At 59.4% G+C, this 20,482-nt stretch carries 12 protein-coding genes and 1 tRNA gene; 7 read left to right on the forward strand and 6 right to left on the reverse strand.

Annotated features, from left to right (window positions below):
* Nucleotides 1-128: 128 nt before the first annotated feature.
* Nucleotides 129-7,802 (reverse strand): Ig-like domain-containing protein, encoded by a 7,674-nt coding sequence (locus tag DFK10_RS04385; RefSeq protein WP_146193224.1) that lies wholly within the window; start codon nucleotides 7,800-7,802, stop codon nucleotides 129-131.
* 98 nt (nucleotides 7,803-7,900) lie between these two features.
* Between DFK10_RS04385 and DFK10_RS04390 the strand changes: the two genes are divergently transcribed.
* Complete coding sequence (locus DFK10_RS04390; protein ID WP_109386972.1) at nucleotides 7,901-8,467, forward strand: helix-turn-helix domain-containing protein; 567 nt, start codon at nucleotides 7,901-7,903, stop codon at nucleotides 8,465-8,467.
* A 297-nt stretch (nucleotides 8,468-8,764) separates the two neighbouring features.
* On the opposite strand, the gene DFK10_RS04395 is transcribed toward DFK10_RS04390, so the two are convergent.
* A complete protein-coding gene (locus DFK10_RS04395; RefSeq protein WP_109386974.1) occupies nucleotides 8,765-9,004 on the reverse strand; it encodes a hypothetical protein in 240 nt (79 codons plus the stop codon).
* Nucleotides 9,005-9,561: 557 nt separating this feature from the next.
* Here DFK10_RS04395 and DFK10_RS04400 point away from each other — a divergent pair.
* The 3 genes from DFK10_RS04400 (at nucleotide 9,562) to DFK10_RS04410 (ending at nucleotide 13,253) form a co-directional block, all read left to right on the forward strand.
* A complete protein-coding gene (locus DFK10_RS04400) occupies nucleotides 9,562-10,092 on the forward strand; it encodes an oxidoreductase (protein ID WP_109386976.1) in 531 nt (176 codons plus the stop codon).
* Nucleotides 10,093-10,110: 18 nt separating this feature from the next.
* Nucleotides 10,111-12,642: a hybrid sensor histidine kinase/response regulator gene (locus DFK10_RS04405; protein ID WP_109386978.1), complete on the forward strand. Its 2,532-nt coding sequence runs from the start codon at nucleotides 10,111-10,113 to the stop codon at nucleotides 12,640-12,642.
* Between the two features lie 125 nt (nucleotides 12,643-12,767).
* The gene (locus tag DFK10_RS04410) at nucleotides 12,768-13,253 is read left to right on the forward strand and encodes a hypothetical protein (RefSeq protein ID WP_109386980.1); all 486 of its coding nucleotides are present in this window, start codon (nucleotides 12,768-12,770) and stop codon (nucleotides 13,251-13,253) included.
* 142 nt (nucleotides 13,254-13,395) lie between these two features.
* Here the strand turns inward: DFK10_RS04410 and DFK10_RS04415 are convergent, their stop codons facing one another.
* The 3 genes from DFK10_RS04415 to ychF all read right to left on the reverse strand — a co-directional run bounded on the left by DFK10_RS04415 (nucleotide 13,396) and on the right by ychF (nucleotide 16,260).
* Nucleotides 13,396-14,061, reverse strand: a complete 666-nt coding sequence (locus DFK10_RS04415; protein WP_109386982.1) for a response regulator transcription factor — start codon at nucleotides 14,059-14,061, stop codon at nucleotides 13,396-13,398.
* Nucleotides 14,062-15,010: 949 nt separating this feature from the next.
* Nucleotides 15,011-15,100: transfer RNA gene (locus DFK10_RS04420), tRNA-Ser, on the reverse strand.
* Nucleotides 15,101-15,162: 62 nt separating this feature from the next.
* A complete protein-coding gene (gene ychF / locus DFK10_RS04425) occupies nucleotides 15,163-16,260 on the reverse strand; it encodes a redox-regulated ATPase YchF (RefSeq protein ID WP_109386984.1) in 1,098 nt (365 codons plus the stop codon).
* Nucleotides 16,261-16,387: 127 nt separating this feature from the next.
* On the opposite strand from ychF, the gene trpA reads away from it, so the two are divergent.
* Together trpA and DFK10_RS04435 are read left to right on the forward strand one after the other, a co-directional pair.
* Nucleotides 16,388-17,179: a tryptophan synthase subunit alpha gene (gene trpA, locus DFK10_RS04430; RefSeq protein WP_109386986.1), complete on the forward strand. Its 792-nt coding sequence runs from the start codon at nucleotides 16,388-16,390 to the stop codon at nucleotides 17,177-17,179.
* Nucleotides 17,180-17,306: 127 nt separating this feature from the next.
* The gene (locus DFK10_RS04435; protein ID WP_109386988.1) at nucleotides 17,307-18,470 is read left to right on the forward strand and encodes an alpha-hydroxy acid oxidase; all 1,164 of its coding nucleotides are present in this window, start codon (nucleotides 17,307-17,309) and stop codon (nucleotides 18,468-18,470) included.
* Here DFK10_RS04435 and DFK10_RS04440 read toward each other — a convergent pair whose 3' ends face one another.
* Entirely contained in the window at nucleotides 18,471-19,616 is a 1,146-nt protein-coding gene (locus DFK10_RS04440; protein ID WP_109386990.1) for an MFS transporter, read from the reverse strand.
* Nucleotides 19,617-19,823: 207 nt separating this feature from the next.
* Here DFK10_RS04440 and DFK10_RS04445 point away from each other — a divergent pair, with 207 nt between their 5' ends.
* On the forward strand, nucleotides 19,824-20,480 hold the full coding sequence (locus DFK10_RS04445; protein ID WP_109386992.1) for a 50S ribosomal protein L25/general stress protein Ctc: 657 nt from the start codon (nucleotides 19,824-19,826) through the stop codon (nucleotides 20,478-20,480).
* The last annotated feature ends 2 nt before the right edge of the window (nucleotides 20,481-20,482 follow it).

Consider the following 20,482-nt stretch of genomic DNA (forward strand, 5'->3'; position numbering starts at 1 on the left):
ACATTAGCTTTGCCACTGGTTCGTCGACAGTAGAAGCAAGATCGTTACGGCCATGACAGGCGGTCGAGACTTTTCTTTTCTGAGGGCGTGGGGGCCAACGCTTTGGCTGCCCCCCCTTTCTGTTTGTCTTAGAACTGATGTTCGATCTTGAACTGGACGCCTGTGCGGGTCGTGTCGCCCACCCGGTCGACGCTGAAGATGGTGTTCAGCCTGCTCAGGCCATCTTCGGAGTTCGAGGTAAAGCCCAGCTCGAGGCCCCCGCCGCACTCCTCGGTGGTCTGATCGGCAACCGTGCGCTCGCAGATCAGCCGTGGGGAGAGGGTCGCGGTCTCGAGGCTCGTGGCGATAGGACGACCGTCCATTGGGACCCGCAGCTGCGGCGTGAGCGTCAGCGTTGTCAGGCTCACATGCCCGGCATCAAGGCTCAGCTCGTCGGTCAGCTCATAGGCATCCGCCGTGAAATTCATCTCCCCGATCTCGGTATAACCATGCGTGAAGGCCAACTCAGGCCAGATCTCATAGCGCTCGCGCGCGATCACACCGGTCACAGACCCGCCAAGCATCAGCGTCCGCGTCGTGTAGTCGCTCTGCAGATCAAGCGTGCCATTGCTCAGCTCAAGATCGTTCATGCCAAGCCCCACCGAGGCAAACCCACTGGCGAACACCGTCTCTGAGAGCGCCACGACCCCGTAGCCGCCCAGATTGACACCGAAGCTGTCCTGTGTGCCTTCAAAGCTGCCCTCAAGCGTGGCCGTGCTCAGGTCAGCCCCGACATAATAGCCCAGCATACGGTCCGCATCGAGCATATGTTCCCACGCCATCTTGCCCGAGAGCGTGCCGGATGTGTTGCCATCCTCGTCGCGCTGGATATCAAAGTCCCCGAAGAACAGGCGCCGCTGCGTCCCCGCATAGTTGCCATCCTGCTCAAAGAACGTCCCCTCGGCCACAAAGCTCTGCCCACGCAGCTCCGCCCGGCCGTCGATATCGAAGCCGATCTTGTTGCGTGACGCCAGCCCCGAACCACTCTCAGGATTGTTCATCTGCCGGCGGCTGAGCATGAACCGGTCCCGGGCCTCACGGACCAGTCGCACATTGGCAGCCACCTGGCTGCGCAACGTCTTTTGCGCCTGCGTCGTCACGATGTCCCGGATTTCTTCACGATGCGCCTCAAACTCCGAAGCCGGAGAACCCGCAAGGATCGAGTAGGTGTTCGAGGCCACGTTATTGTTGCCAGCCACATCTTGCGCCGAGGCGGCTGGGACCTGTGCCGTGACGGTTTTGCCCAACTCAGGAGAGATGGTCAGCGTGTAAACCGCACCGCTGCCCTTCAGGTTGGATGCCTGCGCATTGGCCACAGTCACATCTCCAACGGCCAACCCCGTCACCTCTTCCGAGAAGGTCAGCGTAATCGTGAAGTCCTCGACGACAACATCGGTCGGCCCTTCGACCGTCACCGTCGGTTTGGTCGTATCGGGATTGTTCGGATCGGTACCATTGGTCAGCTCTGTTGCGTCATCAAGCCCATCGCCGTCACTATCCGTGACCAGCGGGTTGGTGCCCGCCGCACGCTCCTCGGCATCGGTCACACCGTCACCATCGCTGTCAGGATCGTTTGGATCCGTCCCGGCCGCGGTCTCCGTGCCGTCACCAACCCCGTCTCCGTCGGTGTCGGTGTCCTCGCGCGGATTGAACGGAAAGGCATCTTCATTGTCGCCCACGCCGTCACCGTCGCTGTCATGGCTCTCGCCCGGGTCGTTCGGGAAGACGTCCTCACTGTCCGGTACGCCGTCACCGTCGCTGTCCGTTTTCGTTGGATCAGTGCCATTGGCGCGCTCGTCGCCGTCCGGCACACCATCGCCGTCGCTATCCACGCCGCCATCGCTGGCCCCGGCATCGTTGGGATAGTCGTCATAGGCATCGTCTACACCGTCCCCGTCGCTATCCCGCGCCATGGGATCCGTACCCGCCGCCACTTCGGCCCCGTCGGAGATCCCGTCATTGTCGCTGTCAGGATCATTGGGATCCGTGCCAAGCTCCTTCTCGCGCTTGTCGCTCAGACCATCGCCGTCGGTATCTGCACTCGCCGGGTCCGTGCCGTTGTCGCGCTCTTCATTGTCGCCCATGCCATCGCCGTCCGTATCCGCGTCCTCGCTCGGGTCATTCGGGAAGGCGTCCTCGCCGTCCGGCACGCCATCGCCGTCGCTATCGCCTGAGGTCGGGTCGGAGCCCGCGTCCTTCTCATCACCATCAGAGACGCCATCACCGTCACTGTCGGGATCGTTGGGGTTCGTCCCGTCAGCGACTTCCTGGCTGTCGCCAACACCGTCACCGTCGCTATCGGTGTCATCATTCGGATTGTTTGGGAGCGCATCCTCACCGTCCGGCACACCGTCCCCGTCACTGTCGGAGTTGCCTGGATCAGTGCCGGCATCAATCTCGGTGCCGTCCGGGATACCGTCGCCGTCGCTGTCAGGATTGCCCGGATCCGTGCCAGCCGCGCGTTCCTCGGCGTCAGTCAGCCCGTCACCGTCGCTATCAGGGTCGTCTGTCTTGGTGCCAACAAACCCTTCTTCACGGTCGCCGATCCCGTCACCATCGGTATCGGTATCTTCCGACGGGTCCCGCGGGAAGGCGTCTTCACCGTCCGGCGTACCGTCCCCGTCGCTGTCCGAATTGCCCGGGTCCGTGCCCGCGTCCCGCTCGTCGCCGTCCGAGACCCCGTCGCCGTCGCTGTCGGGGTTCTCCGGGTCCGTGCCGTCAGCAATCTCGTCGGCATCGCTCACGCCGTCGCCGTCGCTGTCCTTGCCGCCCGAGGGATCATTGGGCAGGTCGTCCTCGCCGTCCGGCACGCCGTCGCCGTCGCTGTCGCCGTTCGTGGGATCAGAGCCCTCTTCAACCTCACGGCCATCCGGGATGCCGTCCCCGTCACTGTCAGGGTCGTTGGGGTCCGTGCCGCGGTCCTTCTCTTCCTTGTCACTCAGACCGTCGCCGTCACTGTCTTCGCTCGTCGGGCTGGTACCGTCCTTGCCTTCCTGATTGTCACCAACTCCATCACCGTCGCTGTCGGTGTCCTCGTTCGGGTCATTCGGGAAGGCGTCTTCCGCATCCGCCGTACCATCCCCGTCCGTGTCACGCCGGGCCGCAACCGAGAAGGAGGTCGCGGCAATGTTGTCGTTCGGGACCGGTCTGCCTTCGTTGTCAATGGCCTTGTCCGCGACCTTGCCCGCCGCCAGATCAAGCGTCACCACCCCATCGGCCACTGGCGTGACCTCGAAGGTCCAGACCTTGTCCGGCGTCTGTTCTTGCCGGTTGCCCAAGGCCGCGTTGCGCGTGCTCACCCGGACGTCCGACAACGTGAAGCCCGTCACCTCCTCGTTGAACGAGATCGTAGCCGTAAACGGTCCGACCTCCGGCTCGCCCGGCGTCGTCGGCGTGTAGCTGAAGCTCGGCACCGGCGCTTCCTCGTCTACCTCGAGTACGGTCACGCTCACCATCTGCGAGGTTATGTTGCCCGTCACATTGCCCGCAGCGTCCACATCGCGCGCAAACACTTCCACCTGCCAAATGCCGTTGTCGTCGTGATCCCCCCGCGGCGCGTCAAAGTCCGGTGCCTCACCGCTCTTGAACGAGAGCTGACCCGAGACCGGGTCGATCTCAAAGTCGCTCTGGTCTGTTCCGCTGCCGGCAGCGCCGCTCATATCCGTTAGATACCAGCGCACCGTCTCGTCAGCCACAAAGCGCGCCACGCCAAGGGTGTTCTCTGACAGCTCCGCATTCGCCGTCGCCCCCGTTGTCGTGCCATTGCCCGCCGCATCCGGGCCCGTGATCACCGGCGCGGTATTGTCCAGCGTGTAGCCCGCCTCGTTGGGCGCAGGCATCGACGCCGTCTTCCACGGGTTGCCCTCAAGATCCACGATATCATTGCCCGCAGCAAAGCCCAGCGTGACCGTCCCGTCGAGACCCGCCAGATCGCCCCCGCTCGCCGTGATCCGCCAGGTGTTACCGCTCGTTTTGAAGGCCGAGGCGATCGTCGCACTTGTCCCCGCCAGAGTGAAGTCCGGCGTCGCGCCACCCACATTCCGAACGGGCTCCGAGAAGGTCACGTCCCAGACTAGCGTATCGGCCGCCGTCTTCATGTATGACGGAGCGACACGGGTCACGCTGATCGCCGCCGGGCGTACCGCCTCAACCTGCACACCCGAAAGCGTACCGATCGACAACGCTGGCTCGAGGTCATTGCCGACGACGTCCTGAACGCTCGCCCCGTTCAGATCGATCGCATCTTCAACCTCGATGCCGTCAGGGTCGAGATCGTTGCCCTGTACGGCATAAGTGAAGACCAGCGTCTGGTCGCTGCTCTCGCCCGCCTTGTAATCCGCATACCTGGTCCCGCTTTGCATCGCGAAGGGAATGCGCGGCACCCCACCCGAGACCGTCACCGCTTCCGACATCGACAGCTGGAAGCGCAGCACACGCGAGGACGCAGACAAGCTGTAGGTCTGATCACTCGGCACGCTCGTCTGCGTCACCGCAGGCGGCGCGTTGTCCACCAGATAGTCCGGCTCGTCAGTTCCCGCCACCGTCGGCGTCGGCGCCAGCGCGTTGCCCGCGATATCCGTGATGTTGTGCCCCGAGAAGAAGGACAGCGTGATCGTATCCTCCAGATCCGCCAAATCGCCCCCCGAGGCCGTCACACGGTAGATATTGCCACCCTGATCCGCGACACTCAGCACAGCACTCGTGTTCGCCACGCGGAAGTCCGCCGCGTCCACATTCGCGACTGCCTCATCAAAGGCCACGTCCCAGCTCAGGCTGTCAGCATTGGTCGGGTTGGTGTCCACCCGCGTCACCGACGCCACGCCCGGCGCCGTCTCGTCAACCGTGATCTCAACCGCGAACGCCGAGGTGGCCGTGTTGCCCGCCACATCCGTCTGGCTCACTTGCACGTTTGGAGAAGCGTAGGTTGCCTCGGCCAATGTGAAGCTCGTCCCGCTGCCCGGACTCCAAGTGCTGCCCTCGTCGGTGCTGTACTCCCAGCTCGCCACGTCCTCGGCCAGCGTCACCGATACCTCTCCATCGCGCGTGATCTGGTCACTGTCACTCGCGCCTGTATCGTTCTCCAGACCGAACAGAGGCAGCTCAACGCTCGTGTCGATCTCCAAAGACAGTGCCGACGAGGCCGGCGAGACGTTCCCCGCCGCGTCCGTCGCCGTCGCCGTGATCGCATGTGTCCCGTCCGGCAGAGCAAAGTCAGCGGTCACGCTCCAATTGCCAGAACCGTCCGCACTCGTCGTCCCGAGCAGTGTCGTCGAGACAAAAACCTCGACCGTCGCATCGGCCTCCGAAGTCCCGGCAAACTCCGGCTGTGTCTCATTTGTGATGTCGTCGGCATCCGACACGCCGCTGTCAGACCCCACCAAAAGATCCGGCACAGACGGCGCAACAGGCGCCGTCGTGTCAACCTCCTGAGCAGGCGACGTGCCCGCCAGACCGTCATGAAAGGGAAGGGCCTGCTGAATTGTCGAAGCACCAATGAGACTGGCGTCACCAAAATCAAGCGAATCCGCGATAACCGCAACACCGTCCGTATCCGTATCGCCGGGCTGAACAGTGTACTCGAAGCGCATCGTATCGCTACCGCCGGGGGCGTTGGACTGACCAGCAAAAGCCGCAGTCACCTGAGGTGGAGATGCATTAGTGCCAAGCCCCAACTTGATGGACGGGCCGACCCCACCCCCACCGCTCCTGTTCAGCAACTCGGAAAACTGAAGATCTACAACAATCACAGACCCCGCCTTGTAAGGGCCCGTCGAGGCAAAGCTCACATTTGTGACCACGGGAGCATCTACTGTCTTGAACACATAGTCAGACGCCGGAACCTCCGCGGTCGGGTTGCCGGCAGCGTCAACAAATGCGCCCTCCGGGATCTCGACAGAGTAGTTCGTGTTGATGTCGAAGTTGCTCACAGGGTCAATCTCGACAACCGTCGAGGCTCCGCTCCCGCTGATCGTTGCCTGGGCGACGTCAATAGACTCGAAGGACTGACCCGCATCTTCGTCTGTGATCTCGATGCTACCGGACCCAGCAACCACACTCTCGTCAAAGAACAGAGTAATCACATCGCCCAACAGCGCATCGACTTCTCCATTGGCGGGATCCGCGTCCTCGGCTAAGGCCGGATCGATCGCAGGCGCAATGCCGTCAACCAGAATTCCAGAAGGGTCGTTGAAAGGCAGGGCAAAAACGTTCAAGTTATTGCCTTCGAGGTCCTCGATTATTCCCGAGTCCAAGTCCAGATCGGACGCAACGGTCAGGCCGTCTACGTCAAGATCACCGGCTTTGACCGTATACTCGAAAGTGAGCGTATCGCTGCCACCACCACTCACATACTCGGCATACTCGGTGGTTGACCCGATGGTCAAAGGAATCCGGGGCGTTCCGACAACAGGGCCGATCTCTTCCGTGAAAACGACATCTAAACTAAGCGTGTCACCAAGCTTGTAATACCCATCTGTAGGGAGAGAGACAGAAGCCATCTCAGGCCGTGTAACGTCAGGAACCGAAAATTGCTGCGAAAGCGAGACTGTTTCAACATCATAGTCACCGCTCCCTTTAAGTGCCTGGTCTTTCACATCGATTGTATATGTCGTATCTTCATAAACACATTCGTGCGGCAATGTTACCGTAAGGTCCTTGCCACTGACGCTTGCGGCACTTGCGGCAGTCCCGTCAATTGACGTCTGAAAAGGAAAGCAGCTGCTGAGGTCCTCAGCACCGCCAGTGAAGTCGATTATGATTGCGTCTACGTCCGATGCAGTCGATCCAGTAACCAGATTGACATCATAGGTCAGCGAAATGGCCAGGTCCGTGTCAAGATCAACCTGGGCGCTGACATCCTGACTGCCATTGGTGATATCAATGCCGGACTGTGCAAAAGACTGCGCTTCGAAGGTTGGGCTGTAGGAATAGTACAGCACACCACTTGCCCGTGCTGAGAAGTCGACTTTACTCGAAAACGAATTAGATATACATTGACTGTTCGTACCTCTATCGTCGACCCGAATATTGACGCGAGTTGCGTTGTCATATACGAAGGTCGCTACAGGATCTGAGTATGTGCTGTAATTGAAGCCAGCGCAATTGGGAACACTTAGGGAATTATCGTCATATCCATAATTTGTAAAACTGTCAGAGCTATAGCCAGAGATTAGCGGATAGCTGCCTATCCAATCCAGATCACGAACGAGGCTAGTATTTTCGGACTTTTCTGAGTTGACAGAAACTCTACCCGAAGAAAAACACTGCGTGGATCCGTCATTCAGTTGCCCGCATACAGTCGAGTTTGCAGTATAGTAGCCTCGGTAGCCTATGAAGATATTGTTCCCTTCACCGTAGCGATTTGAGTTGATAGTCAGGATTCCGGCGTCGCGGTCTTTTGCCATGACCTTTGCAACATCAATGAACCACCCGTGATACTGGTATCCAGTAGAACTGTAGATTGTGCCGCTCTCGATAAAGGAATCATAGTTTCCCGCGACTTCACCCACAGCTTTGGTTGAAGTCGCAAAAAACAAGCCTGTCGCCAGGATGAACAGTAGTGCTGTGCAGGCTCGAGCGCCTGACAAACAGCTATGAGCTGTCCTTGCCAGCATGGTTTTGTCCAGCCGAGCGCACAAACAGACACATTTGAAAGATTTCACCATTCCGACCCCTGCCAATGCGCGTTTTTCCTTGCCGGGAGGTGTGCCAAGAGTTCGGAGCGGGCGCCAGATGGGCGGTTTGGCCATGGCCAGGATGGGCATATCTTTAGTGTGCATTGGCTTAGGTGACCGAGGCCACTACCTATGACCGGCAGGATCACTGCGCCCCACCTCGCCCTTCATCACCCGGGACCGTCACCATGCTCAGCACAGATCCGAGAACCATGAACTTGGTTGCCCTTGGCGTCGCCAAGCTGAGCTTTGGCTCTCTGTCCACCATGCGCCGCTATCTCGGCAATGATCTGGAGCTGGGCCTAATCGGCTTTGCGGTCGTCTTGCGCACCCGGCGTGACTGGTTCGAGTACGTGCAGCACCATGGCCTGACCGACGCGGTGATCGGGATGATCAACAGCCACAAGGGTTACACGACGTCGATCTACGAGATCGCCAACTTCACTGGCATCAGCCGCGCGACAGTACGTCGCAAGATGGCAAAGCTTGAGCAGCTGGGGATCGTAGAGCGGACGAGGGAGGGCAGCTGGAGCTTGATAGACTTCCAGCATGGGGAGCCGTCACGCCCTGCACTCATGCTCCAAGAGATGCTCCGGTGCTACATCACCGTGACACAGACGCTTGAGCAGCTCTTGCCTGATGAGGTTGATCAAGCCAAGGCCCTGAGCGCAAAAGAGGGTGCCCCTGTGGCGCCCGATGCGCTGCTCGAAGACGAGGCCGACGACAAGCGAAAACGTGGTCAGTCGCTCGACTAATCAGGCGGATTGACCGGAGCGTGCTCACTCGTGCCATGTCTCGTTGTTTGGAGGACCTGCGACGGAGACTCGCTTACTAGAAACGACACAAAACGGGCTGAATTTTTTTTCTTCTACTTTTTTGACCATGCGCTCCGGGAGTGAGGCCCCAAAATGCACAGGCGTTCGGCTGGCTTTACCGAACCGACCATCGGCAAAGTTGTACCGCTTTTCATCCCTGAAGTGAGGAGTATTTCACAAAATAAACATTTAATTTCAAATATTTGTATGTAATCTCCGCAAGCGATAGGGAGGCGTCTACCTGACTCTGGCGGATTTCGAGGTTCGGATTGCCATGTATGCGAAGCCTTTTTTCTCTCGTTTCTGCACCAAGTTAACAAAGCCGCTTGTTTGCATGTAGCGGGCAAGTTCCATGACCGACCTTGAAGCCCGACTTTCGCTGTAGCCGTAGACATAGGATTCCCGCGGTTTCGCCGTTTGAACGAAGCTCAAAAGCGCTTCTTCATCTGGTTTGCGCTTGCGGTCATTCTGCATCATGCCTGCCCCCTCAGTGAAAGTCTTTCGATCATTCTGTGATATCCTGCCGCACGTGCGTGATTCGGATTGGGACATAACGGGAGTCCGCTCCGACAAAGGCCATTGAACAAGACAACATTTGAACACCAGCATCTGTGTCGTTCAAAAAATATCCGGCCAGATCAAACCTAATGGGGAAAGGAGACCTGGCCGGACAAGGTACCGACACGGGGAGCCACAATGCGGAACATGAGCACTGTGTTCTAGCGTATCAGCTGGCACTCGGCGGAGCACCAAATCTGAGTTTTCCAGTGATTGGCGGGCAGTTACAATATCTCGAAAGTTTTCATCCGCACGTTGGTTTTCTGGATCGACGGCCCAACTGCTAGGAGGGTTGGTTGCCCCAGTTTCATAGCCAGCGGCACCCCCAAAAAGCCCTGCTCTTAAAGGACATGAAGCACCAAGCCCGCACCACCCTGTGGAAACGAAAGTTTTATATAACAGACCGCGGAAACCTGCTAGGGACACGTCGACCTTGGATCTGGGATCAGTCTTTGCGCACCGAGAGGGAAAGACAGATGGAAAAGCGCCGCTTCATGATATTGTTCGCGATTGCTCTGACGGTCGCGACCCCGTTTCTGGCGATGGATCGAGCTCTTGCGGATGACGCGGCTGTCTTGCTGTCCGTTCAGGTCTCACAGGACACGCCACCGATCGGGCTGACCGATGCCGACCTCTTGGCGATGGACCAGAAATCCTTCGTGACCTCGACGCTCTGGACCTCAGAGGAACACAGCTTTTCCGGGCCGTCGCTACGTCAGGTCCTGGAACAGGTTGGGGCAGATCCGTCCGTGCCGGTCAGACTGGTTGCCGCCAATGACTATGCCGTGACACTCGATCCCGAAATGATCGACGACGATTATCCCATCATCGCGAACAGGTTGGATGGTGAGACTTTTTCAATTCGTGAAAAGGGTCCACTTTGGGTAATGTATCCATTCGACCAAGACTCCCGATACAAGACCGAGCTGCATTACAGTCTTTCGGTCTGGCAGTTGACCGAAGTCAGGTTGGTTCAGCCTGGCGAGGGGCCGGATGCCGGAAACTGATCCCGGAGACCGCACACCATGCAGATGATGCGCCGAGCCGCCGGTGGTCTTGCGCTTGTCCTTGCCTTTGCCGTGCTGGTGGCAATGGGTCATCAACTGTCAGAAAAAGTGGACCACTTCGCCCTGGCGCGGTCCGACAGCGACGCTTGGAACTTTGCGCAAGTCGAAGTCGCCTATAACCGGTTTCATTTGTCTCTTCAGGACGGACTGATCGAGCTTCAAGATCAGGGTCAGCTGCCGACGTCGATAAAGGCCGAGATACTGGAACAGTTCAATATATTCTATTCGCGCGTGGACACCGTAGCCGAGCGCTATAACCAGTTCACGGCGCACCCCGATGTCGAAGAGATGCTCGGGAAGGTTCAGCACCTGCGCGACGGCTTGACATACCAAATCGATGCTGGCCTCTATGTCACCGAGCAACAGTTGCATGACATCCTAGGGCTGGTCCGCGATGGCCGCCCCTCGGTTCGAGATTTTGCACTGGCCGCGATGTTGGCAGCCATCGAAGACCAGGAAGCCGAGCGGGAGCAGGTTCACACCTCGCTAAGGGCGGCATTCTTGACACTGTCTGTTTTCGTCCTCGTTCTGCTGATTTTGGGCGGATTTCTATCGTATCTTTGGCGGTCCCTGGCGAAGAAGAACGCGTCGGAACGGAACCTGACCAGTTACCTTGCAAAGATGATCGAGGTATCGAACGATGGCATTGTGGTTGTTGATCGAAACCTCAAGGTCGCGGACTTCAATCACACTGCAGAACAGATTTTTCGGCAAGACCGAGCGGCGGTGTTAGGTCGCGACGCCATGGCCGAACTTGCGCCACGCCGTGAGCACGCGGCGATGGCGGCACGTCTGCACGCACTGCTTGATCAAAACGATGCGACCAGCGCCGAGATGCGCCGCGTGCCGGTCATTGGGCGCCGAGGCGACGGAACGCTATTCCCTGCTGAACTGAGCGTTGTACGCGTCAGAGATCGAGAACGCCGACGCGTGCTGGTCGGCTTCGTTCGCGACCTTTCCCCCGAGCGCAACGCGCGGCGTCGAACCAGGCGCGCTCTGGTGCAGGCTCGACGCGACGCCGCCGCCAAGCAGCGATTTCTTTCAACAATGAGCCACGAGATGCGTACGCCCTTGCACAGCATCATGGTGGCCGCGGACTTGGCTGATAAGGCCGATACTGCAAGTGCGGCCAAAAGCTATCTGCCAAAGGTTCAAGCCGCCACTCGGACCGCTCTGGCACAGGTCGAAGAGGTGCTCGAAGTGGCCCGGAACAGCGAAGTTGTCAGCCCTACGACGCTGGAGACATTCGACGCAAGAGCTGTCACGCATACGGTTTTCCTGCAGATGCAGCCGCTCGCGGCTGCACGTGGGAACAAGCTGATTCTTGACTGGACCATACCGGCGACACTGCACGGCGTGCCGCGCGATCTGTTCCGTATCGTATACAACCTCGTCTCGAATGCAGTCAAGGCGACCAAGGGTGGCACCGTGACGATCCGAGCGTTGGAGGGTGAACTTTCCAGCAAACCCGCACTGCTCTTGGAAGTTGCGGATACCGGAACTGGAATAAGCGCAAAACATGCCCGTCACATCTTCACCGATTATGTGTCGGGATTTCGCAAACAGTCCAATGTCGGAACGGGGCTCGGGCTAGGTATCGTTCGCAAAGCGGTGCAAAGCCTGAATGGTCGGATTGACGTGGACAGCACGCCGGGCGTGGGGACAACCTTTCGGGTGCTCGTCCCACTGTCTGCGGAGACGGTCACGATCCACGCGGCACCGTCGGACTTGCACCACGTAGGCCGAGGCGCCGATCTGTTGTCAGAATATCGTCCGAGCCAGGCCAAGAATATACTATTGGTAGAGGACCATGCGACCAACCGTCAGCTGCTGACTGAGATGCTCGGGAGTATCGGCTACACTGTCACAGCTGCCGAGAACGGCCTCGATGGACTTCGGGTCGCCCTTGAGACACCCTTTGATCTGATTCTGACCGACCTGAACATGCCCGGGTTGTCCGGCGAGACCATCGCAAGATGCCTTCGGCATTCCAGCGTTGCCGGCGACACCTGCATCATTGCGGCGACCGCGCGCGCGACAATGTCAGAATCCGATCAGGAGAGCATCGTCGCCGGAAGCATCGACGCACTCCTATTCAAGCCATTCGACAGCGCGCGACTCGAGGCCGTGATCTCAGACGCTCTTGAGGAACGAGCCCTGAGCGATCACACTCTGGACGAGACAGATGCGACGAATGATCCCGAAATGCTCGCCCGGTCGGCGCAGGACCTTGAACAGGTTCTGGCCTTGCTTCCGCGGGGCGGCGATCTGGCAGAGGCGCCCTCTATCGACGAATTGGCCCGCTTGGCGCATCACGCAGGCGGGGCGTTGCTATGCATCGGGCATGCCCGGCTCGGCCATGCGCTGCTGGAACTGGAGCGCATCTGTGGGCTGCATGACAGAGAAGGCTTTCGCGGCATGACGCTCGTCCTCGACACCGATATCAAGAGGTTCCTCGCCGTTGCAGGCGAACGCGTCGCACCTGCCTGAGAGCATAGGCCTAAAGGGTCCTCCCAATCATCTGAACATGTCGCAGACACTTTAGTTAGCACACATTGGCGCGCTGTTGATGGCATCATCTGCTGGTCAATGACAGAGAGGAAGGACGGTCCGCGATGTTCAACGTGTTTGATGGCCCGGATGCCAAATGTATTATACTCAGCAGTCGGCCATTCGTACTGGATAGCCTGCGGGACCTTCTTGAGCAAAACGAGGCTGAACTCGTTCAGGTAACCGACTATACCGCACTTGATCGTACTCTACGGTGTGATCCGGAAGTCAACTTCGTTATCATCGATTTGGACAGCTTCGATAGCGTCATCTCCCAGTTCGAATCCCTGAGTCGTATGCGCGTAGCGCATTGCGACCGCCCCACCATTTTGCTTTCCGAGGAATTCGAGACGGACGAGTTCGGCACTCATCGCAAAATGCTCGGAGACATCTCCTTGAGGGTGCCCGTTTTGCACGCCTCCCTAGAAATCGCACTTCTACAGGCCCCGGTGAACAATCTCGAATGGCGCAAGCACCTCGATGCTGTGCCGTCAGCGCCTGACTTGGCCCAAAGCGCACAGCACGAGGCAATCGGTTACATGCACGCGTAGTACGAAGCCGGATATCGGGTTTTCTGAGCCCCACTTCCTTTTTTGACTACGTTCAGGTCTGTGGTGGGGTAGGTCAGCACAAGTGCAGCAAAGCGCGTTTCGAACAGGGCATACTGAGATCACTCAGCTGCCAAAGTCCTGTTCATAGCAAGTTGGCTTTGGACGCCACGATCACGGCATGAGCCCGGTTGCGTGCATGCAGCTTCTGGCAGATCGTGCGCATCTTCATCTTCACGGCGACCTCGCTCCGGCTGATCTCCAGAGCAATTTCCTTGTTGGTTTTACCGTCGGCCACGGCTCTGAGGATGAACAGCTCGATGTCATTCAAAGACGCCCCCGAATCTTCATTAGAAGTCTCACGCCGGGACAATGACATCGGAACGAACTCGTTTCCGTCATTTATCAACTGCAACGTTGTCGGCAGACTGCGCAGCTGTTGCGATTTCGAGATGAACCCTTTGGCCCCCAGGTCGATCGCGCGCCAGACGAAATCGGCATCACTAGTACCCGAAAAAAGAACGACCGATCCATTGGGCACCGCATCAATCACCTGCTTTACCGAACGCAGACCCTGCATCCCGGGCATGGTGATGTCGAGCAGAACAAGTATCTTTTCCTTCCTGTTCGCACGCAGCACGCCGAGTGTCCCGTCAAGCGTTTCACTCAGGCTGACCAAGAACCCACCATGCGCGAGGAGCGTGCCACGCAAGGCTTCTGCAATCATCCGGTGGTCATCCGCGATGAGAACGTGAATCTGCTCCGGTGTCGGCTCTGCCTTATAAGCGAAGTTCTTCTTGCTATTCGTCATTGAGTTCCTTGAGCCGCCGTTTCTAGGCGCATGGGCGCCATTTCAAATATGTGATTTTCCGATCAACTCATTCGACGCGTGAAGAGCTATGTGAGCGTGAGCTACGAGGATCTTTGATATTTCGCACTAGTCATAAACGTAATGAGAAACCGTCGTTAAGACCTGCCACCATGGGTTATTCTTTTGCCTACACTCTAGATACGAAAGTTTTCCCTAACTGGATCCATGGTCCGACGAAAATATTGAAGTTAAACGTCTCTCCGTTGAATGGCCTATGCGGGCGCAGGACTGCCCGGTTTGGATGATTGAGAGCACTTCTAAACTGGCAAGGAGTCACAATCCCCTGTAACTGCTCGACACCATCACTTGGAGCAGCCCACTAGTTGAACCGGTCATCACACCACCCAACAGTGACTGAACTTGCCGCAACTGTACTTGTGGCGCTGTACGGGTTACATAACGTCGATGGCGCTGCGCACAGCTGATTATCAGGCAGCGCAGCTTCGCTCTTTGCCAACTGAGCGATCTAACGAGAATTCCGGAGGCATTCGGACCGGAGATTTGCAATTCGCAAATATTCCTCCATGTTAAGTCCGTAGCGGCTTGGGTCGCCGTCTCTATCAGATCTACTGGAAACATTGTCTGGCAGAGTGGCAATCGTCCATGGCTGGCTTTGGCTTGTCTGTTTTGTCAAAAAGCTCGAAAAACATCGGCTATGCGCTTGTGGGGTATGTCAGAAAAACATACCGCGCCGGTGTAGGTCGGAGGGACACAGGACACAGAACAGAGTTATACTTCCGCAGTCAATGGCTCAGAATATTGTTGGGTGTAGCCTAGTGAGTCCGCTCTCTCTTGCGAACAACTCGGCATGAAAAGGGGGCACAAAAGGGGGCAGACAGAACCGACCCAAAACATTATTTTTTCTTGTCAGATACTTAATGGGCCTTAATGGCGGAGACGAAGGGATTCGAACCCTCGAGACGGTTTCCCGCCTACTCCCTTAGCAGGGGAGCGCCTTCGACCACTCGGCCACGTCTCCGCCGACCCGTCTAATCAAACCCGTGATGGGGGGCAAGGGCAGAATCGGCACCGGCACGATGATCAGGTGTTGAACAGGAAGTGCAGCACGTCGCCATCCTTGACGACATAGCCCTTGCCTTCGGCGCGCATCTTGCCCGCCTCCTTGGCACCCTGTTCGCCGTTGCAGGCGACAAAGTCGTCATAGGCAATGGTTTCGGCGCGGATGAAGCCCTTTTCGAAATCCCCGTGGATGACACCCGCGGCCTGCGGGGCAAGTGTTCCGGTGCGGATGGTCCAGGCACGCGCCTCCTTCGGGCCGACAGTGAAGTAGGTTTCCAGATGCAGCAATTCGTAGCCTGCCTTGATCAGCCGCGACAGGCCCGCTTCGGACAGACCCATTTCCTCTAGGAACATCGCCGCCTCGTCCTCGTCCAGCTGGCTGATTTCCTCTTCGATCTGGGCCGAGATGATGACGTGGGAATTGCCCTGCGCGGCAGCCATCTCTGCAACCGCGTTGGAATGGGCATTGCCGGTGGCCGCCTCGGCCTCCCCGACATTGCAGACATAGAGCACCGGCTTGGTGGTCAGCAATTGCAGCATCTTCCAGGCCTTGGCATCTTCGGCATCCACCTCGACCACGCGGGCGGGCTGGCCGTTTTCCAGCACCTCCTGGGCGGCGGCGAGCAGGCGGTCCTGCTGCTGGGCGTCCTTGTCGTTGCCCTTGAGCTTGCGCACCAGACCGGCGCGACGTTTCTCGATGCTTTCGAGATCGGCCAGCATCAATTCGGTCTCGATCACCTCTGCATCGGCCACCGGATCAACGCGCCCCTCCACGTGGGTCACGTCGCCATCCTCGAAACAGCGCAGGACATGGGCGATGGCGTCCACCTCGCGGATATTGGCCAGGAACTGGTTGCCCAGCCCCTCGCCCTTGGAGGCGCCCTTCACCAGCCCCGCAATGTCGACGAAGGTCATGCGGGTCGGGATGATCTGTTTAGAGTTCGCGATCTCGGCCAGAGTGTCCAGCCGGGCGTCGGGCACGTTCACCTCGCCCACATTGGGTTCGATCGTGCAAAAGGGGAAATTCGCCGCCTGCGCCGCCGCCGTCCTCGTCAGCGCGTTGAACAGCGTCGACTTGCCCACGTTCGGCAGCCCGACGATACCCATCTTGAAACCCATTGCGTCGCTCCTTCGCTTGGCCCTGGCGCGTCATACGCAGCAAGGCTTGCACCTGCAAGTCACAGCCCCATTGATTTTCCGCGCCTCGCGGGGCAAACCGCATTGGATTGAATCAGGGGGACCGGAGATGACAAGGATCGACGCCAAATTCGCAGAGCTGCGCGCGGCCAATCGCAAGGCTTTCGTCGCCTATGTCATGGCGGGCGACCCCGACTACGATACGTCATTGAAAATCGTGAAGGGATTGCCGGGTGCAGGCGTGGACATCATCGAGCTGGGCCTGCCCTTCACCGACCCGATGGCCGATGGCCCGACCATCCAGCTGGCGGGCCAACGCGCGCTGGAGGGTGGGCAGAACCTCGACAAGACGCTACAGATGGCCCGCGAATTGCGCAAAGAGGATGACACCACCCCGATCGTCATGATGGGGTATTACAACCCCATCTATTCGCGCGGCGTCGACCGTTTCCTTGAACAGGCCAAAGAAGCCGGAATCGATGGGCTGATCGTCGTCGACCTGCCGCCCGAGGAGGATGAGGAATTGTGTATTCCCGCCCAGAAAGCAGGGCTGAATTTCATCCGTCTGGCCACCCCCACCACCGATGACAAACGCCTGCCCAAGGTTCTGACGAACACCTCTGGCTTTGTCTATTACGTCTCGATCACCGGGATCACCGGCGCGGCGGATGCCGAGGCCGGCGATGTCGGCCCGGAAGTGGCGCGGATCAAGGCCCAGACTGATCTGCCCATCATCGTGGGCTTTGGCATCAAGACGCCGGAACGGTCCAAGGCGATTGCCGAGGTCGCCGATGGCGCGGTCGTCGGATCGGCCATCGTAGAGCGCATCGCCAAGGGCGACAGCGTCACCGATGTTCTGGCCTTCGTCAAAGCCCTCGCCGACGGTGCGCATTCGGCCTGACGCCTCTTTGACAGCCAGCAAGAGGAGCTTTGCCCGCGGGTCCGGACCCGCGGGGGTTCCTATGCAATTGCGCAAAATGTTTCGAATTGGTAATGGAACCTAACCAATATAGCGAAAAGGCGTCGCCATGCCCGTCATAACCTGCATCGACGATCTGAAACGCCTGCACCGGCGCCGCACGCCCAAGATGTTCTATGACTACGCGGAGTCGGGCAGCTGGACAGAACAGACCTTCCGCGAAAACACCTCTGATTTCGACAAGATCTATCTGCGCCAGCGGGTTGCCATCGACATGACGGGGCGTTCGACGGCCAGTCAAATGATCGGGCAGAACGTGTCAATGCCGGTTGGCTTGGCGCCGGTGGGCATGACCGGCATGCAATCGGCGGATGGAGAGATAAAGGCGGCACGGGCGGCCGAAAGGTTCGGCGTGCCTTTCACCCTGTCCACGCTGTCGATCTGCTCCATCGAGGACGTGGCCGAGAACACCGAGGAACCGTTCTGGATGCAGGTCTACACGCTGAAGGACGATGATTTCATGCAACGGCTGTTCGACCGGGCCAAGGCGGCCAAGTGTTCGGCTGCTGTCATCACCGTCGACCTGCAATTGATGGGTCAGCGCCACAAGGACATCAAGAACGGGCTTTCCGCCCCGCCGAAACTGACGGCAAAGTCCGTTGCCAACATGATGACCAAGGTCCGCTGGGGGTTGGGCATGCTGGGCACAAAGCGGCGCTTTTTCGGCAATGTCATCGGCCACGCGCAGGGTGTGACGGATGGCTCGTCGCTGGCGACATGGATCGCCGAGGCCTTTGACCAGGCTTTGGACTGGGACCGTATCCGCGAATTCCGCAAGATGTGGGACGGCCCATTGATCATCAAGGGCATCATGGATCCCCGCGACGCGCTTGAGGCTCTGAACGTAGGGGCCGATGCGATCATCGTGTCCAATCATGGCGGTCGCCAGCTGGACGGCGCAATCAGCTCCATAAGGGCGCTGCCGGCGATCATGGATGCGGTGGGAGACAAGATCGAGGTGCATCTGGATAGCGGCATCCGGTCCGGGCAGGACGTGCTCAAGGCGCTCGCCATGGGGGCCAAGGGCACCTATATCGGCCGCGCCTATATAAACGGGCTGGGCGCGATGGGCGAAGCGGGCGTCACCCGCGCTCTGGAGGTCATTCACAAGGAACTGGACGTGTCCATGGGCCTGTGCGGCAGACGCAACGTGGACTCGTTGGATCGTGACATCCTGATGGTGCCGAACGATTTCGAGGGGCGCTGGGCCTGATCACGCACGGCGGGCTTGAAGGGCCTTCACGGCGAGTCCCAATGGCACGGAAAGCAAGAGCACCCCGGCGACCCCGGCATAGGACACGCGCAGACCCCAAAGCTCACTCGACCATCCCATGAGAACCGGGGCGAAAAAGAAGGCCGAGAACCCCACGATCGCCACACGGGAAATGGCTCTGGCCCGCTGGCGCGGCGTAACCAGCCTGCCCACCATTCCCAGACCCAGGGGGCCAATCACCGACACCCCCAACCCCAGGATACCGAAGCCCAGATAGGCCACCACGGGCGTCGCGGCCAGGGCGGCGATCACTGCACCGCTGGCCGAAACGCAGCCGGCCACAATGACCACTGTCGTTGCGCGGAATCTTTCCGATACGGCCTGCCCCGCGAACCGGCCGAACGCCATGGTCAGCCCCAGTGTCGCCGGGCCCATAGCGCCCTCGGCCGCGCCGCCCTGCAGGGTGCGCTCGATATGCAGGGCCGACCAGGCCTCGACCGTCGCCTCCGCCCCGAAGGCCACGAGAACGACCAGTCCGCAAAGGATGACGGGCCAGAACGGTGAGCGTGTTCCCGACGGATCCTCGCCGTCCTCTGCGGCAGGTTGCATCCGCAGCCCCAGCAACACCGCCCCCATGATCAGCGCAACGCCGGCGAAGATCGTGAAAGAGTGCAATCCGGCCTCGCGACCCAGTCCGGCAAGGACCGCCCCCACGGCGTAACCGACCGAGAACAGCGCATGATTGGCATTCATCAGCGGCTTGCCCGTTGCGGCCTCAAGGTCGCTGACACGGGTATTCATCAGAACGTCGAGCAACCCCGCCGCAAAGCCAAGGACCATCATGACAAGGAAGAATCCCCATTGGACGGTCACGATGCCCGGCAGCAGCATGGCCAGCGCGATCAGCAGCGCCGCCGCCTGCATGCCCCTGGCGCCCAGGGCAGCGTCCACCCTGGGGGCGATCAGCATCGCCGTCACCAACCCGAAAGCCGACCCCAGCAGCAAGGTCCCGAACAGACCGTCCGACGCGCCAAGGCCGGCCTTGAGCACCGGAACCTGCGCGGCGAAACTGCCCCAGAACAGGCCCAGAGCCAGAAAGGCGGACCCGGGCACCCGGGAAATCCTGATAGCGCTCACAATCGACATTGCTTGCACTGAGCACAGAGCGCCGGTCCCGGCAAGACCCTTCCGAATGCGACTCGCGCTCGACGGCGTCAAAGAATCCCTTTTCAACGGGGCGAAACCGTCCTATACGCGCGGCTTCACCGGGTCCTCCTGCCATCAGGGGGTCCCTCTCATGGCAAAGTGGGCCCCGAACAGAAGACGGGGTGCGCGAATTGAAAGGACAGACCTATGGCTGGTGAGATTCCCGATCTTATCGCACATGAACGCAAAGGCACCGGCAAGGGTGCGGCCCGTCAGGCCCGCCGCGACCACATGGTGCCCGGCATCGTCTACGGTGGCGAGGCCGATCCGCTTCCCATCAACATCCCCTACAACGTGCTGATCAAGCGCCTCAAGGATGGTCGTTTCCTGTCGACGCTCTTCAACCTCAAGGTCGAGGGCCACGAAGATGTCCGCGTCATCTGCCGGAACGTCCAGCGCGACGTGGTCAAGGACCTGCCGACGCACCTGGACCTGATGCGTCTGAAGCGGACCACCAAGATCAACCTGTTCATCCCGGTTGAATTCGAAGGCGAAGACGAGTGCCCCGGCCTGCGCAAGGGCGGCATTCTGACCGTCGTGCGCCCCGAGGTCGAACTGGTTGTCACTGCCGGTGACATCCCCGAGAAGCTGACCGCTTCCCTGGAGGGCCTGGAGATCGGCGACACGATCACCATTTCCTCGATCGACCTGCCCAATGGCACCAAGCCGACCATCGACCGCGACTTCGTGATCGCCAACGTGCAGGCACCCTCCAGCCTGGCCGCGGCCGAGGACGAGGAAGAGGGCGAAGAGGCCGCCGCCAACGAGGTTCCCGCCACCGAGCAGGACAGCGACGAGGAATGATC

The sequence above is a fragment of the Salibaculum griseiflavum genome, assembly GCF_003129565.1.
In the GTDB taxonomy this organism is placed as follows: Bacteria; Pseudomonadota; Alphaproteobacteria; order Rhodobacterales; family Rhodobacteraceae; genus Salibaculum; species Salibaculum griseiflavum.